The following is a 16799-nucleotide window of genomic DNA, read 5'->3' on the forward strand; positions in this document are numbered from 1 at the left end:
CCCGGGCCTCATGGCTTCTCGGAAGCGGGGACCCGCTCGACCTCGACGTCCAGGTTGAAGAGCGGTGGCTCGCCTCGGTCCGCGCGCTCGCGGCCCAGTTGCTTCCAGCGCGCGAGCACATCGGCCTTGACGGCCTCCACGCGCTGCGTCGCAAGGGCGTCCGGCTCGCCGGCGGCGGCGCGGTACGCCAGGCGCAGCACCGATGGCTTCTCGGCCAGGGCGGTCACGGCCAGTGCCAGTTGCGCGGCATGCGCCGGCCGCAGCGCGGCGCTGCCGTTCTCGAAGGCGCTGGATTGCAGCGCCAGCCGCACCACGCGGTGCACGGTGGCGCCGAAGTTCACCTTCAGCACCTTGCCGCGGGTGGCGCGTTCGGCGGCCGGGTTCTCGCTGGTGGTGCGATAGCCCGACGGCAGCGTGCGCTCGTCGACCTTCAGCACCAGGTTGCTGCCGGTGCCTTCCTTCGGAATCGCAGCGCAGGCGATGTGGTAGCGGCCCTCGGCGTCGGTCGTCACCAGCAGGCCGTTGACGGTGGCAACGCGCGCGTTGGCGATACCGGGCTCGCCGGCGTCCTGGTAGCCGTTAGCGTTCTTGTCGTCGTAGACCGTGCCGATCACGTCGGTGCAATCGAACAGCGCATCGGGCACCACGCGCACCGCGGCGGTGGCGAGGTTCGAGAGCGCGCGGCCACCAACGCCCTGCTGGGCGATCACCTGGTTCACGTACTCGCCCTCCCCCACGCCCACACCGACGCCGGCGACCATCAGGTATTCCTTGGTCTCGTTGCCGTTGAAGTTCTGGCCCGGCACGACCAGCTGGCGGCCGTTGAGTTGCGGCACCACCGGCAGCGCAATGCCACCGGGCAGCGTGCGCACTGTGAGCGAGCCCGCCACGAAGCGGAAGCCCGGCGGCAGCGTGTCGACCACCGCCACGTTCGTCAGCACCGCGCCGCGCGTGTTGCGCGCCGTGATGCGGTAGGGCAGCAGTTCGGCCTTCTTCACCGTCAGTTTCGAGGTGGTCTTGCGCAGCTCGATCAGCGTCGTGTTGGCCGGGTCGAGCGGGATGTTGTTGGCCACCACGTGCTGGCCGCCGCCCCCCGGCATCTGGAAGGCCAGGTAGTAGCCGGCACCTGCGACGAGCGAGCCGCCCGGGCTGACGACGCAAGGATTGCTCTGCGCCGGCACCGGGCCGCCGGCCGGCGGCGTGCAGGCCTGCGTGCCGAGGGCACCCGCCGCGGCGGGGAACATCGACGACGGCAGGTACGCGCCGGGCGGCACCACCGTCAGGCGGTACTCGCCCGCAGGCGCGCCGGGTAGCAGGAAGAAGTCGTAGCTGCCGGCAGTGCCGGTGCTGTAGCTGTCGCGGCCGTCCAGCAGATGGCGGGCCGGGTCGAAGCCGGCCGGGCCAACCAGCGTCACCGTGGCGCCGGGCACCGGCGTGCCGCTGACGCTGTCGTACACCACGCCACCCGGGTCGTAGGGCAGGTCCTGCTGAACGGTATTTGTCCCGGCCGCGACGCGCACCCTGATCGAAACGCGCGGGTCGCTCGCCGGCGGCGTCGGGTACGGGCCGTTGCCGGCGTTCTGCGCCGGGTCGGTCGGCCAGGTGCCGCCGACCAAGCGGCCGTCGGGGGTGCGGAAGCGCACCCGGTACTCGCCCGGCGTGAGGTCGCCGAAGCGGTAGCTGCCGTCGGCACCGGTGACCACGCTGTAGAGCGGCACCAGCGCACTGTCGGCGCAAGCGTTGCTGCCGTCGGTGCAGCGCATCAGCTCGACGGTCCAGCCTTCGCCGCCGCCCTCGCCGCTGTCGTTGCCGCGGTTGTGGTTGCCGTCCAGCCAGACGCGGCCGCTGAGCGAGCCTGGCTGGCTGTTGCGTTCGCTGAGGTCGTAGCCGGTGCCGTCGAGCGCGCTGGCGGAGATCGGCACGCGGATCACATTGGTGCCCTGCACCGTGCCGCCGAGCGTGCCGGCCTTGGCGCCGCCTTCGTCGTAGCCCGCGGGCTGCGTCTCGGTCAGCACGTAGCCGTTGGCGTCGGGCAGCGGCAGGTCGGCCAGGCGGTAGGCGCCGTTGGCGTCGGTCACGGCGCTGCGCGTCATCGGCGCGCCGGCGGCGTCGGTGCCGGTCAGCGTGAGCGTGACGCCGGCGATCGGCAGATCCTGCGGCTCGCGAATGCCGTTGCCGTTGGCGTCGTTCCACACCGTACCGGCCAGCGAGGCGCCGCGTTCGCCGAAGTTGTAGTTGTCGCCGTTGCCGCGTGCGAAGGCGATGGCGGCGAGCGTGTCGTTGCCGAGCGTGCCGCTGGCCGCGCCCTCGACGGTGCCGACCGCATCCAGGCCGTCGGCATAGGTCACCGGCTGCGTTTCGCGCACGGTGTAGCCGGCGGCGTCGGCCGGCACGAGACCGGTAAAGACGTAGCGGCCGGTGGCGTCGGTGGTCACGGTCATGTCAACCGCGAGCCCGCCCGTCGAGCGCCCGGTCAGGCGCAGCGACACGCCGGCGATGGCGGGCTCGCCGTTCTGCCGGATGCCGTCGCTGTTGCTGTCGACATAGACCCAGCCGGCGATCTGGCCGCCGCGTTCGCCGAAGTCGTAATCGATGCCGGCTTCTTCCGACACCAGCGCGATGCTGCCGATGCGGTCGTTCGCGCTGGCCGGGTTGGCGGTGCCGCGCGGCGTGCCGGCGACAGTGCCCACGGCCTCCGTGCCGTCGGCCACGCCGACGGGCTGGGTTTCATCGACCTGGTAGCTGCCGGGCAGCAAGGTGGCGGTCGTGTAGACGCCGTTGGCGTCGGTGACGAGCACCTGCGTCACGGCATTGCCCAGGAAGTCGGTGCCGCTGACCGTCACCGTCACACCGGCGATGCCCGGCTCGCCCGCATCGCGCGCACCGTTAGCGGGCGTCAGGTCGGCATAGACATGGCCGGAGAGGCTGGCCGGTCGCACCACCGAGAAGTTGTTGGCGGCCGAGCCTGCGCCGGCCGCACCCAGGCGGATGCCCTGGATCACGTTGGCGTTCGAGCCGTTCGGCCCGGCGCTCACGCCGGTGCCGGCGGTCGGCACGGTGCCGGCCACGCTGCCGGTTCCGCTCACGGCGCCCGCGCGCGTCAGGCCGGGCGCATAGCCGGTCGGCCGCGTTTCGGTCACGCTGTAGAGGCCCGGTGCCAGGTTCGGGAAGTTGTAGTTGCCCGCGGCGTCGGTCAGCGTCGTGAGGCTGACCGTGTTGCCCTGGTCGTCGGCGCCCGTCAGCGTGACGGTCACGCCGGCCAGGCCCGGTTCGGTCGCGGGTGCGCCCTGCAGGCCGCTGCCGTCGCGGTCGTAGTACACGCGGCCCGAGATGCCGCTCGGCAGCAGTTCGCCGAAGTGGTAGGCGCCCTGGGTCGCCGGCGGCGCGGTGTTGCTCACCGTGACGCCGGTGATGACGTCGCCGCTGGTCTGCGCCGTGCCCGGTTGCCCGTTGGGGCTGGCCTTGCCTGGCGCGTAGCCGGTCGGCTGCGTCTCGGTGATGGTGTAGCCGCTGCCGCCCGAGGGTGGCACGTTGCGGAACTCGTAGCTGCCGGCCGGGCCGGTCGGCACGGCGAGGATGTTCACCGGGTTGCCCGCGGCGTCGGTGCCGGTCAGGCGCACGGTCACGCCGGTGATGCCGGTGTCGCCGGCCTGGGGTGCGCCGTCGTTGTTCTGGTCGACGAACACGCGCACCGAGATGCGGGTCAGCACCTCGCCGAAGTCGTAGCCGGTGGCCGTCACGTTGGAGCGCAGCACGATGGCGCTGACTTGGTCGTTGGTCGCGGTGCTGCCGCCGGCGGTGCCGGCCGCGTCACTGCCGTCGACGTAGCCGGTCGGCTGCGTCTCGACCAGCGCATAGGTGCCGGGCAGCAGGTTGGCGAAGCTGTAGGCGCCGCTCGCGTCGCTGGCGGCGGCAGGCACGCTCACCGCGTTGCCGAACATGTCGGTGCCGCTGAGGGCGACGAGCGCACCGGCGATGCCGAGGTCGCCCGCGTTGTACGCGTTGCCGTAGTCCACGTCGTGGTAGATCCGCCCGGCGATGGACGCCGCGCGCACCTCGCCGAAGAAGTTGCTGCTCGACACGCCGCCCGTCGACAGGACGATGGCCTGCACGACGTTCGCGTTGGAACCATTGGGGCCGTTGACCGTGCCCGCCGGCACCGTGCCCGGCGTGCTGCCAGCGCCGCTGCCTGCCCGGGTGATGCCGGGCAGGTAGGCGGTCGGTTGCGCTTCGGTGACGGTGTAGGTGCCGGCCGGAACGATGAAGTTCCAGTTGCCGTTGGCGTCGGTCGTGGTGGTCAGCGTGACAGGGCTGCTCGTCGCCGCATCGGTGCCGGTCAGTGTGACGGTCACACCGGCGATGCCGGGCTCGCCGCTGTCGGGCTGGCCGCTGCCGTTCAGGTCTTCATAGACACGGCCGCTGACACCAGCGTTCTGCACCGTGATCTGGCCACTCTTGAAGTTGTTACCCCCAGTGGTTACGGCGCCGCCGTTGGTGTCGCCGGAACCCTTGGTGATGATGCTGGCCGTATTAGTCACGACCGTGCCATTGGCCGGTGGCGTGCCGGTGACGAAGCGCACCGGAATGCGCACCGTCGCCACGCCATTGGCAGGCATCGAAGCGATGTCGCAGGCGACCTCGTTGCTGACTACCGCGCAGGTGGGCGCGGCCGGCGTGAAGCTGCCGGCGGTCACGACGAAGCTCGGCGTGCCGGCAACTTCGAGGGTGCTCGGCAAGGCGTCGCGGAACTCGGTGGTGTCGGCCGTCTGGGGCCCGTTGTTGCGCACCAGCACCAGCCAGTCAAAGGTCTGGTTGGTGGCCGTGCTCGTGAGGGGCGTGGCTGTGCCGCTCGCCACCGCTTGCTTGCTCACGACCTCGACGTCGGCCTTGTAGCGGAAGCCTGTGCCTTCGAGCTCAAAGTTGTTGCCAGGCACGTCGTACTGGTTCTGGCTGCTGTCCAGGAAATCGACCGCCATCTGGTTGACGAAGGCGCCCTTGCCGGCGCCCTTGAGCACCACCTGGACGGACACGCTGTTGGCTTCACCGGTCGCGTTCGTGCCGCTGCCACCCAGTCTCGGCACGGTGAAGACGATCTGACCGCCCACCGCGCCGACGGCTGCGCCACCCTGTAGCGCGTAGCTCACCCCAGCCGGCACGGTGACGCTCACCAGCGTCGGGGCCGATTCGCCGCCCGCCACCGTCACCGGCAGCGTGTCGATGATGCGCACGCCCTCGGCCGTCGACGGCCGGTTGTTCGACACCCGCAGCGTGTAGGTCACGTTGTCGCCCACATCCACCGGGTCCACGTCGTCGTCTTTCTGTGCCACCAGGTCGTAGTCGGGGACCTCGATGACCGCCAGGGCGCTTGCCGCGTTGTTGGTCGAAAGCGTCTCCGGCGTCGTGGTGGAGACCGTCACTGCGTTGGTGAGCGTGGTGTTGGCGGTCGAGGCCAGCGGGCGCACTTGCACGGTGACCGTCTGCTGCTGGTTACGGTCGATGGCCGCCCAGCTGCAGCGCAACTGGTTGTTGCCGGCGCCGGTGGGCGCGGTCGTGCTCGGCGTAACGGAACAGCTGCCGCCACCATTGGCCACGGCCGACAGGAACATCAGGCCCGACGGCAGGGTGTCGACCACCTCGACGGCATAGGCCCGGCTGAAGCCGCCGTCCGGCGCGGTGGTGCGATTCACCGCCGCGAGGGTGTAGGTCAGCAGTTGGCCGGCCTTCACGGTCGACGGGCTGGCGTTCTTCGTCACCGTGACATCGGTCAGCGCGGTGTAGTAGGCCGATGCGGTGCCGCTGTTGGTCAGCCCGGCGTCGTCGAGCACCGGGTCGGCCGGGGTCGCTGCCACGGCGCTGGCCTTGTTGTCGATGCGGAAGGCATGGTCGGTGGCCGAGGCGCCGTCGCCGTAGTGGACGGTCGTGACCTGCAGCACCGGGCACAGCGGATCGGCGGTCACCGGCGCACCGGCGGCCCGGCACACCGGCAGCGTCGTCAGGCTGCAGTTGCTAAGGAAGGCCGTGCCGTTGGCCGCCGGCGCGGTCGCGCTGCAGCCGGCCGCGAAGGTGCCACCGTTCGGCGTCAGCTGCACCGTCGATGTGCCGATCACCTGGGCGAAGCTGTCGCTGATGGCCACGTTCTGGGCCGCCGACGGGCCGGCGTTGACGATCTCGATCGCCCAGACAACGGGGCTGCCCGCGACCTGCGGGCTGCCGGCACTGGCGCCGAGGGCGCTGATCACGCGCTTGTTCACCTTGACGTCCGCGGCCGTGCCCGAGTCGTCGACACCAGTGTCCACGTCCATGCAGTCGTTGCCGGTGTTGGCGTCGGGGTCGGCACCTGCCGTCGGCGCGCCGGCCGGCAGCGCCACGTTCACGCACATGTGGTTGCGCAGCAGGGTGCCGGCCGGCGTGGGCAGCGTGGTGATCGTCACGTTGAGTGTCACGAAGCCGCCGTTGCGGGCATTGCCGCCCGCACTGACGTCGACCGGAATGTCGGCCGTGGTGACCCGACTGCAGTTGACGTCGGCCGGACCGACCACCGGCAGCGTCGCAGGCACACCACCCTTGGTCACGGCGCAGCTGAAGCCGTTCGGCGCGATGCTGTTGAGCGTCATGTTCGCCGGCAGGTTGTCGACCAGCGCGACGGTGCTACCCGCCAGCAGGCGGGTGCTGCCGAGGTTGCTCGAGCCCACCGTGAAATCGAAGGGCTGGTTCAGCGGCACGCTGTTTTGCGGCCAGCCGCGGCGCTTGTCGGCGCGAAAGTCGGTGTCCGAGACAGCCACGTCGGCCGGTGCCTGCGCGATGACCGAGCCGGCCACCGGCCCGGTGGCCGCGAGCGTGGCCTGGTTGACCACGCCGGTGCCCGGCGTCATGGCCCGCACCGGCACGACGATGTTGCCGAGCGCGACGTTGGCGCCCCCTGCACCTCCGATGTCGGCGCGGGTGCAGGACAGCGTCTGGCCGGCGACGTTGCAGCTCCATCCGGCGGCCGCCGTGGGCGCGCCGTCGACCGCGAAGTTCGCCGGGATGGTGTCGGTCAGCGTGACACCGGTCGGCGCCGTGCCGCTGAAGCGCGGTGCGAGCGTGAAGTTGAAGCGTTGGCCGACCAACAGCTGGCCGCCGTCGTGCGTCTTGCCGAGGGTCAGCAGGCTGCCCGGCGTCACGGTGGTCACGCCGCTGGCGTTGTTGTTGGTCGAAACGCCGTCGCCGACGGCGCCCGACGCCGGCACCACAGCCGCTTGGTGCGCGATGGTCGAGCCCGACGCGGCGATGACGACGCCCTGGACAGTCACCGTCGTGCTGCCGCCCACCGCGAGCGCGCCCACGTTGCAGTTCAGGGTGCCGCCAGAAATCGAGCAGCCGGCCGGCAGACCAGTGGGCGACACCGAGAAACCCGTCGGAAGGGGATAGCTCAGGACGGTGCCGGTCGAGGCGTCCGGCCCGCCATTGGTCAGCGTGAAGGCCACCGGCTGCGTGCTGCCGCTGGGTGCGCTCGCCGGCGCGGTGAGCGTGACGCCGATGTCGGCCCCCTTGTTCACCGTGATCGTCTTGGTTTCGGACGAACCGCCGCCGTCGATCGTGGCCGTCACCGAGAGCGAGCCCTCGGCCACCGTGCCGAGCACGATGCCGATGTCCACCGTCTGGCTGGCCGCCAGCGTGATCCCGGAGCACTGCACGCTGCCGGGGCCGGCGCTGCCCACCGGCACGGTCGCGCTGCAGCTCACGCCGGCCGGCAGCGCCCCCGTGCCCTGATAGATCGATCCGACCGGGAAGGTAAAGGTGAAGCCGGTGCCAGGCGCACCGACCGGCGAGCTGTTGAGTTCGGCGACGAGGACGTGGTTCGTCACCTGGGCGCGGGCCGGCACGATGGCCGGGGTAGGCTCCAGCGCCGAGATGCGGGACTGGGCATGGGCGGCGGCGGCCAAGAGCAGCGAGGATGCCGCAATGGCGGCGATCCGGCGGGCGATCCGGGCGGCGGCAGGCAGCAGGGGGCGCGGCCCCGGGGTACTCAGGATGGTCATGCGGGCGGTCGTCTCGAATGAGCCGCCGGGGCCACCGCGCAAGATGCGCGGCCTCTCACCGGGCGGCGGGCTGCATGCGACGACTGAGCGCAGGGGCGTCAGTCGGAAGTCATGCGACGGCCGCGATGGTGCAGATAGATTTAGTTACATTCATCCAGGATTGATCACAGTTCCTGACGGTTCTTGACAAATGTGAACCCGTTTCCGGAGTGGGCGCTCCCTTGAAACGGTGTGCATTCGCGAGACACATGGCGCGAGAAGCCCGCGCGGGTCGCACTGAGCGAATGTCCAGAATGCGTGATATTTGTCACGGTTCGAGTCGTTGGTAACCCGCCACAACCCGCCCCGGATCGGGCCGCCAGCACGCCGACGAACGGCCGTGCGCCGGCTATTTCACGAGCACGTAGCCCGTGCCGCGCACCGAATGCAGCGGCAGCCGCATGCCCAGCTTCTCGGCCTTACGGCGTACGCGGCTCGCGATCGCATCGATACGGTGTCCGTCGAAGTCGAACACATCGCCGCCGAGTGCCCGAATCAGTTCGTCCCGGCTGACCGCCGAGCCACGGTGGCGAAACAAGCAGGCGACGAAGGCTCGCTCGCTGGTGGTCAGTTTCATGCGGCGCCCCTCCGGGTCGCTCAGGACCCAGTCGCCCTCGAGCAGCCGCCAGGGCCCGCTGCGTTTCGGTTCCTGTGGCGCAGGCGCCGGTGCATCAGCATGAACGTCGACGGCGATGGCCGGCTCCGTGCGCAGGCGGCGTGCGATGGCATTCAGCGTTTCCGCCAACTCTGCCATGTGCACCGGCTTCACCAGATAGGCGTCGGCGCCGTGTCGCAGGCCGAGCAGGCGCTCTTCCAGCTGACCGCGAGCGGTGACCAGCACCACGCCGATCTGGCGAATGCTCCGAAGGTGGGACACGATGGACAGCCCGCTCTCCCCCGGCAGGCCGATGTCGACCACGGCGATGTCGCAGGGGGCGAGCGCGAAGGCCTTGTAGAAGGCCGGCGCGGCGGGAAAGCCCTGCGCCTCGAAGCCCAGTTCCCCGAGCGCAAAGACCATCTCTTCGCGGAGATCGTCGTCGTCCTCGATCACGTGGACCCGCAGCGGTGGGACAGAACTCGTCGATGGCATCTCAATCAATTGTAAATTCGCAGGCTGCGTGCATCTGGCTGACAGGCCGGGGCCGCCCGCCCCATGCATCTCCAGCCCGCCTACCCGCCCCCTGCCACCCGCTCCACCCTGCGTCGCATGCTGTGCCGCGGCCTGTTTGCCGTCGTCGGGTGGCTCGCGCTCGGCCTGCCCGCGCACGCGGTGATGCTGTCCGCGTCCGACGGGCTCGAGCGGGCGGTCGACCTCATGGGCGCCCTCGCGTTGCAGAACGACCCCTCCGGCCAGTGGCGCGTCGAGGATGTGTCGCGCGAGCCGCAACAGCATGGCTTCAAGCCGGTGGAGGGCCCCGTGGAAGCGGGCTACACCCGCGACGCGGTGTGGCTGCGCTTCTCGCTGGCGCGCACGCCGAACGCCCCGTCGCGCTGGCTGCTGCGCTTGCGGCCGGCGCGCATGAACGAGGCCACGTTGTATGCGCCCGACGGGCGCGGCGGCTTCGTCGAGACGCCGCTGGGCGACCGCCGGCCCTTCGTCGACCGCCCGGTGCCCGACCACAACTTCGTCTTCCCGATCGATGTGACGACGACCGCCGGCGACTACTTCCTGCGGCTGCACAACGACGGCCCGCCGCTGCGCGCCGAGTTGGACCTGTGGCAACCCGCCGGCTTCGACCGCTTCCAGACGCAGGACTACACGGCCATCGGCGTGCTGATGGGCGCGGCGATGCTGGCGATCTGCATGAACCTGATCTTCATGGTCTGGCTGAAAGACACGCTCTACGGCCACTACGCGCTCTACGTGCTCTGCACCATCATGCTCACCACCACGCGGTTGGGCTATCTGGCCGAATGGGTGCTGGACACGCGCCCGGAGCGCGTGGCCCAGGCGGTGCAGGCGGTGAACTGCTTCTTCAACGTGGTCGCGACCCTGTTCATGGCGCGCATCTTCAGCTTCCGCCAGCACTGGCGCCCAGCGGCGCGCTTCTTCGATGCGGTCGCCGTGTTCAACGGGGTGGCACTCGGCCTGGCCTTGACGGACTTCCACACCCGGATCGGCGTCTGGGTCGGCATCGGCAGTGCCGCGTCCACCCTCTTCGGTGCCCTGTTCGTCTGCCACCTGCTGCTGGTGCGCCGGCAGTTTCAGTACCTGCTGCCGGCGTCGGCTTTTTCGATCGGCACGGTGATCGGGATCTACAGCCTGCTGAAGCTCTGGCTCGGCGACCTGGTGCCCGGCGCCCCGCCCGAACACCTCTACATGCTCGGCACCCTCACCCACCTGACCGTGTTGAACGTGGCGGTGGCCGACCGCACGCGACGCGCCGAGCGCGATGTCCGCGAGCATCGCGAGCGTGCGCTGTCGATGCACATCGAGGCCGAGCAGGTGCTCGAGTCCACCGTGGAACGGCGCACCGCCGAACTGGCGGGTGCCAACGTCGCCCTGCGCGAAGAGATCGCCAAGCGCAGCCGGCTGGAAAAGCGACTGCTGCAGTCGCTCGACGTCACGCGCCGGACGGCCGAGCAGCAGCACGAGTTCGTCTCGATGGTGTCGCACGAATTCCGCACTCCGCTGGCCGTGATCGATGCAGCAGCGCAATCGCTCGACTTGTCGAAGCTCGGTACCGAGCCGGCCGTCAAGTTGCGCACCGGGCGGATCCGTCGCTCGGTGCAGCGGCTGTCGATGCTGATCGAGAACATCCTTGTCGCCGACCGCCTGCACCTGGAACAGCGCGCGTTGCGGCTGGAGCCCGTCAACATGGAGGCGCTGGCGCGCGGGCTGTGCGACAGCTTCAACCTGCACGGGTCGGAGCGCCTGCAGTTGACGGCGGGACATCCGCTGGCTGACGTGCGGGTCGACCGTTCGCTGATCGAGATCGCGCTGCAGAACCTGATGCACAACGCGTTGAAGTACTCGCCTTCGGAGAGCTGCGTGCGCGTCGCGCTGCTTCAGGTCGGTGACGCGGTGCAGATCGACGTGGCCGACCAGGGCAGCGGGGTGCCGGACGCGGACGTGGCGCGCATCTTCGAAAAGTACTTCCGATCCGACGCGGTCGCGACCGTCGCGGGATCGGGCTTGGGCCTGCATCTGGCGCGCGAGATCGCGCGGCGCCACGGCGGCGACGTGAAGCTGGTCGACACCAGCACCGAAGGCTCGACCTTTCGCCTGGTCCTACCGAACAGGGGGCCCGAAGACGCCATGCCCCGCGGGTAAAACGGAATTGACTGCCGCTTACAGTACGGCCCGAACCAACAGCAGAGGAGGCCCGCGCTTCCATGACCCATGCAGATCAAGCAACGCGATGCACGTGGCGCATCACGGCGTCGTACGGTGGCCTGGGGCCTCGTCCTTTCAAGCGCAAGCATCGCAACGGCCGCGCAGCCTGAGGTCCCCGGCACGCTGACGACGGTGACGGTGAACGCGCGGGGCCGCGACGAGGCCGCGCAGGCCGTACCGGTTCCGGTCACGGTGCTCGAGGGGCGCGAACTCGAGGCGCAGCATGTCGAGCGTATCGACGACCTCGCGCAACAGTTGCCGAGCACCAGCATCGCGACACCGGACGCGCGCCGGATAAGCATCGCGGTGCGCGGCATCGGGCTCAATCCGAGCAACGATGGGCTCGAGGGCAGCACCGGCGTGTACGTCGACAACGTGTACCTCGGCCGCACCGGCATGGCGGCCTTCGACCTGCTAGACATCGAACGCATCGACTTATTGCGCGGGCCGCAGGGCACGCTGTTCGGCAAGAACACTACCGCCGGCGTGCTGAGCATCCACACGCGCGCCCCCACCTTCGACACCGAACGCAGCCTGCAGTGGTCGGCCGGCCAGCGTGGCCTTGCACAGGGCCAGGCGATCTTTTCGGGCGCGCTGTCCGACGACGTGGCCGGGCGACTCCTCGTATACGGCTCGCACGAGGGCGGCGCGATCACCAACCTTTACAACAACGACAAGCTGGGTGGCGGCGACCGCTCCGGCGCACGTGGACAGCTGCTGGTGCACGGCAGCTACGGTTTCAGCCTGCGTTTGATCGCCGAGCACCACCGCGAGCGTTCGAGCGCCGGCACGGCCGTGACCTACGGGCTCGGGCCGGGCCTCGCGATGGCGCGCGCGCTGGCCGGTGGCGCGACCGGCATCGTCACCGATCCGCGGCAGCACGAAGTCAACATCGATGGTGAGGAGTCGGTGCGCAGCGACCAGGACGCGCTCTCTGCAGAAGCGCGCTGGAAGCTCGCCTCGGGTGCGGAGATCACATCGATCACCGCCGCACGCGACTGGCGCTTCACACGAATCACGAACGACAGCCTGAATATCCCCGTGCTGCTCGAAGGCGGCAGCACCGTGAAGCAGCAACAGGTGTCGCAGGAACTGCGGCTGGCCGGCCCGACAGGCGGCACGGTCGACTACGTGGTGGGGGCTTACCTGCTGCACCAGCGCCTGCGCAACCAGGGTTGGACCGACTTCGGTTCGCGGGCCGACATCGTGCTGCAGGGAACGGCCCTGCCGGTGTTCGCCAATTCGTCCAGCATCAATTTCGGTGCGCTCGACACGCAGAGCCACGCGCTGTTCTCACAAGCCACCTGGCACGCCACGCCAGAACTCGACCTCACGGCCGGCCTGCGCGTGACCCAGGAGGAAAAGAAGGCGCGCATCGATCGCGGCAACTCGACGGGCGGATCGCCGGCGACCGCCTTCCTGCGCGACAACCCGCTGGTGCTCGGCGCGTACGACACCAAGCCGTTGCGCATCCGGCAGACCAGCCCATCGGCGCTGCTGAGCGCGAGCTACCGCTTCGCACCCACCCTGCTTGGCTATGCGAGCCTGTCGCACGGCGAGAAGTCCGGCGGCATCAACCTCGCCGGCCCGGGCGCCGCACCGGGGCCGCTGGGTGTGCAGTCGCTGCTGGTCGGCCCTGAACGCGTCGAGAGCCTGGACATCGGCATCAAGAGCCGCTTCCTCGACGACCACCTGCAGCTCAACATGAACGCCTTCGCGGCCATCGTGCGGGGTTATCAGACGGCGTACCTGGTGCCCTCGGGCGCGGGCGTCGGCAACTATGTGCAGATCCTCACCAACGCGGGCGACCTGCGCTCACGCGGCGTGGAGCTCGAGCTGAAGGCGCTGCCGATGCGCGGCCTGACGCTGTGGTCGAACGCGTCGTTCAACGACGCCCGCTACATGCGCTACGACAACGCACCGTGCCCGTCGGAGATCGCGATCCCGCAGCCTGCAGCGCGCTGCGATCTGTCGGGGCGGCAGGTGGCCGGTGCGCCGCGCTGGATCCTCAACATCGGCGGTGAATACCGCTACCGCTGGTCACCGTCGTTGACGCATGCGGTATCGGCCGCATACGCCTGGCGTTCCGGCCGCGACGGGACGCTGGATGCGTCGGTGTACTCGCGCGTGCCCGCCTACGGCCTGCTGAACCTCGCCACACGATGGGAACTGGTGCGCGGCAGCCAGCTGTGGAGCCTGTCGCTTTGGCTGCGCAACGCCCTGGACAAGCGCTATGTCCAGGCCGTGACGGCGACCGCCAATGGCGCCTACGTGGCCTCTATCGGAACGCCGCGAACGCTGGGCGCGACCCTGCGAGTGGACTTCTGAAACGGACGACGGAGAAGGACGCAAAAAAGCCACCCGAGGGTGGCTTTTTTCATTGGGGCGACCCCAAAATACTGGCGGAGTGGACGGGACTCGAACCCGCGACCCCCGGCGTGACAGGCCGGTATTCTAACCAACTGAACTACCACTCCTGGTAGACAACGTTCGCTTCTTGCGAAGCCAAGTGTTGACCACTTGTGCCGGCTTCACTTGCATGAAACTGGCGACCCTACGGGGATTCGAACCCCGGTAGCCACCGTGAAAGGGTGGTGTCCTAGGCCTCTAGACGATAGGGTCAAAACCTTAGGAACCGTGCTGAGATCAGCACTTGTTTCTTCTACTCGACAAACCAATGGTGGAGGTAAACGGGATCGAACCGATGACCTCTTGCATGCCATGCAAGCGCTCTCCCAGCTGAGCTATACCCCCTTGGGTGTCGAGCCTCAGATTATAGACTGAAAAATCAGCCCTTCAAACGCTCGATCACTTTTTCTTTAGAAAAGATGGTGAGCACCGCATCGAGCGAGGGCGTTTGCGGCGTCCCCATCACGAGAACACGTACCGGCATCGCCAACGCGGGCATCTTCATGGCGTGCGCGGCGAGGACTTCCTTGATCGCTGCAGCGATCGACGGCTTGTCCCACGCGGCCACGGTGGCGAGCTTGTCGGCCAGCGTGGCCAGCGCCGGGCGCACGGCATCGGTCACATGCTGTGCGCGGTCCGCGTCGCTCGGCGTCACGTCGGCATAGAAGGCGGCAGCCCAGTCGGCCAACGCCACCGTGGTTTCGCAGCGGTCCTTGAAGAGCGCGCAGATGGCGGTCAGCCGCGCATCGGCCACGATGCCGCGCTTCTGCAGTTGCGCTGCGACCAGCGGCGCGAGCTCGTCGTCGGCCTTGGCCTTGATGTACTGGCCGTTGACCCATGCGAGCTTGGCCGCGTCCCACTGGGCCGGGCTTTTCGACAGATGCGAGCCATCGAACCAGCCGACCATCTGCTCGCGCGTGAAGAGTTCGTCGTCGCCATGGCTCCAACCCAGGCGCGCCAGGTAGTTGAGCATCGCCTCGGGCAGGTAGCCGTTCTCTTCATAGGCCGTGACGCTCACCGCGCCGCGGCGCTTCGACAGCTTCTGGCCGTCGTCGCCCAGGATCACCGGCAGGTGGCCGAAGGCCGGCAGCGGCGCACCCAGTGCGCGGAAGATGTTGATCTGCCACGGCGTGTTGTTGATGTGCTCGTCGCCACGGAAGACATGCGTGATCGCCATGTCCCAATCGTCGACCACCACCGCGAAGTTGTAGGTCGGTACACCGTCCGGGCGCACGATGATCAGGTCGTCGATCTCGCGGTTGTTGATGGTGATCTCGCCCTTGACGAGGTCGTTCCAGGTCACGTCGCCGTCGACCGGGTTGCAGAAGCGCACCACCGGCGGCACGCCTTCAGGCACCGGCGGCAGCACCTTGCCGGGCTCCGGGCGCCAGCGGCGGTCGTACAGCGTCTTCTCGCCGCGGGCACGCTGTGCCTCGCGCGTGGCCTCGAGTTCTTCCGGCGTGCAGTAGCAGTGGTAAGCCGTGCCTGCCTCGAGCATCTGCGCGACCACGGCCTTGTACCGGTCGAGCCGCTGCATCTGGTAGATCGGGCCTTCGTCGTAGTCCAGGCCGAGCCACTTCATCGACGCGAGGATCTGGTCGACCGCGTCCTGCGTGGAGCGCGCCACGTCGGTGTCTTCGATGCGCAGCACGAACTGGCCGCCATGGTGCTTCGCATAGGCCCACGAATAGAGCGCAGTGCGGGCGGTGCCCAGGTGCAGGAAGCCGGTGGGCGATGGCGCGATGCGCGTTCTTACGTGTTGAGTCATTGGGGGAGCGAGTCCAGACCGCGCAGCAGGTCGGTCTTGATGTCTTCGAGATGGTCCAGGCCGACGGCGAGGCGGATCAGGCTCTGGCCGATGCCGGCCGCTTGCCGCTGTGCTTCGGTCAGGCGCCCGTGCGAGGTGGTGCCCGGGTGCGTGATGATGGTCTTGGTGTCGCCCAGGTTGGTGGCGATGCTCACGACACGGGTGCTGTCGATCACATGGAAGGCGTTCTTCCGCGCCGTGGCCGGGTCATCCCCGCGCACGTCGAAGGACAGCACCGCCCCGCCCTGCCCCGACTGCTGGCGCATCGCCAGTTCATGCTGCGGATGCGATGCGAGACCGGGGTAATGCACGCGCGACACCATCGGGTGGCCTTCGAGCCATTGCGCCACGGCCAGCGCATTGGCCGATTGCGCCTGCATGCGGATGCCGAGCGTTTCCATGCCCTTGAGCACGACCCATGCGTTGAAGGGCGCCAGCACCATGCCGGCGGTGCGCACCACGGGGCCGAACACGTCGACGATCAGACGCGACGGACCGCAGATGGCGCCGGCCATCACGCGGCCTTGACCATCGAGGTACTTGGTGCCCGAATGGATCACCAGATCGGCGCCGAGTTCGGTCGGGCGTTGCAAGGCCGGCGAGCAGAAGCAGTTGTCGACCGCGAGCAGGGCGCCGGCGTCGTGCGCCAGGTCGGCCAGCGCGCGGATGTCGCACACCTCGGTCAGCGGATTGGTCGGCGTCTCGGCGAAAAGCAGCTTGGTGGTCGGACGCAACGCGGCGCGCCATTGCGCCACGTCGGTCTGCGACACGAAGGTCGTCTCCACACCGAACTTCGCGAACTCCTTGCCGAACAGGTTGAGCGTGGAGCCGAAGACCGAACGCGAGCAGACCACATGGTCGCCCGCCTTGAGCAGGCCCATGCACATCATCAGGATGGCGCCCATGCCGCTCGATGCGGCGATGGCGGCTTCGGTGCCTTCGAGGGCGGCCAGTCGGCGCTCGAAGCTGGTCACCGTCGGGTTGGACGTGCGCGAGTAGGTGAAGCCCTCTTCGGTACCGGCAAAACGTGCGGCGGAGGTCTCGGCGTCCGATTGCACGAAGCCACTGGTGAGGTACAGCGCCTCCGAGTTCTCGCCATACTGGCTGCGCTCGAGTGCGGTGCGCACGGCCAGCGTGTCGCGGTGCAGGCCGGGCGGCAATGATCGTTCGGTCACAGGCTCTCCGG

The 16799-nt window shown here is 69.0% G+C and carries 6 protein-coding genes and 3 tRNA genes; 2 read left to right on the forward strand and 7 right to left on the reverse strand.

Annotated features, from left to right (window positions below; genetic code table 11):
• Positions 1-8 precede the first annotated feature (8 nt).
• Positions 9-8021 carry an SdrD B-like domain-containing protein gene (locus QTH86_RS09450; RefSeq protein ID WP_286644930.1) on the reverse strand — a complete coding sequence of 2671 codons (8013 nt, stop codon included), beginning with the start codon at positions 8019-8021 and terminating at the stop codon, positions 9-11.
• Positions 8022-8409: 388 nt separating this feature from the next.
• Positions 8410-9111 carry a response regulator transcription factor gene (locus tag QTH86_RS09455; RefSeq protein WP_286644929.1) on the reverse strand — a complete coding sequence of 234 codons (702 nt, stop codon included), beginning with the start codon at positions 9109-9111 and terminating at the stop codon, positions 8410-8412.
• A 102-nt stretch (positions 9112-9213) separates the two neighbouring features.
• On the opposite strand from QTH86_RS09455, the gene QTH86_RS09460 reads away from it, so the two are divergent.
• Positions 9214-11334 (forward strand): sensor histidine kinase, encoded by a 2121-nt coding sequence (locus QTH86_RS09460; protein ID WP_286644928.1) that lies wholly within the window; start codon positions 9214-9216, stop codon positions 11332-11334.
• A 69-nt stretch (positions 11335-11403) separates the two neighbouring features.
• A complete protein-coding gene (locus QTH86_RS09465; RefSeq protein WP_286644927.1) occupies positions 11404-13725 on the forward strand; it encodes a TonB-dependent receptor in 2322 nt (773 codons plus the stop codon).
• Between the two features lie 72 nt (positions 13726-13797).
• Here the strand turns inward: QTH86_RS09465 and QTH86_RS09470 are convergent.
• The 5 genes from QTH86_RS09470 to QTH86_RS09490 form a co-directional block, all read right to left on the reverse strand.
• Positions 13798-13874: transfer RNA gene (locus QTH86_RS09470), tRNA-Asp, on the reverse strand.
• A 69-nt stretch (positions 13875-13943) separates the two neighbouring features.
• Positions 13944-14019: transfer RNA gene (locus QTH86_RS09475), tRNA-Glu, on the reverse strand.
• Positions 14020-14075: 56 nt separating this feature from the next.
• A tRNA-Ala gene (locus QTH86_RS09480) sits at positions 14076-14151 on the reverse strand.
• A gap of 34 nt (positions 14152-14185) precedes the next feature.
• On the reverse strand, positions 14186-15574 hold the full coding sequence (gene gltX, locus QTH86_RS09485) for a glutamate--tRNA ligase (RefSeq protein WP_286644926.1): 1389 nt from the start codon (positions 15572-15574) through the stop codon (positions 14186-14188).
• Positions 15571-16788 carry an O-succinylhomoserine sulfhydrylase gene (locus tag QTH86_RS09490; protein ID WP_286644925.1) on the reverse strand — a complete coding sequence of 406 codons (1218 nt, stop codon included), beginning with the start codon at positions 16786-16788 and terminating at the stop codon, positions 15571-15573. Before QTH86_RS09490 ends, gltX begins: the two co-directional genes overlap by 4 nt.
• Between the last annotated feature and the right edge of the window lie 11 nt (positions 16789-16799).

Source organism: Variovorax sp. J2L1-78, assembly GCF_030317205.1.
In the GTDB taxonomy this organism is placed as follows: domain Bacteria; phylum Pseudomonadota; class Gammaproteobacteria; order Burkholderiales; family Burkholderiaceae_C; genus Variovorax; species Variovorax arabinosiphilus.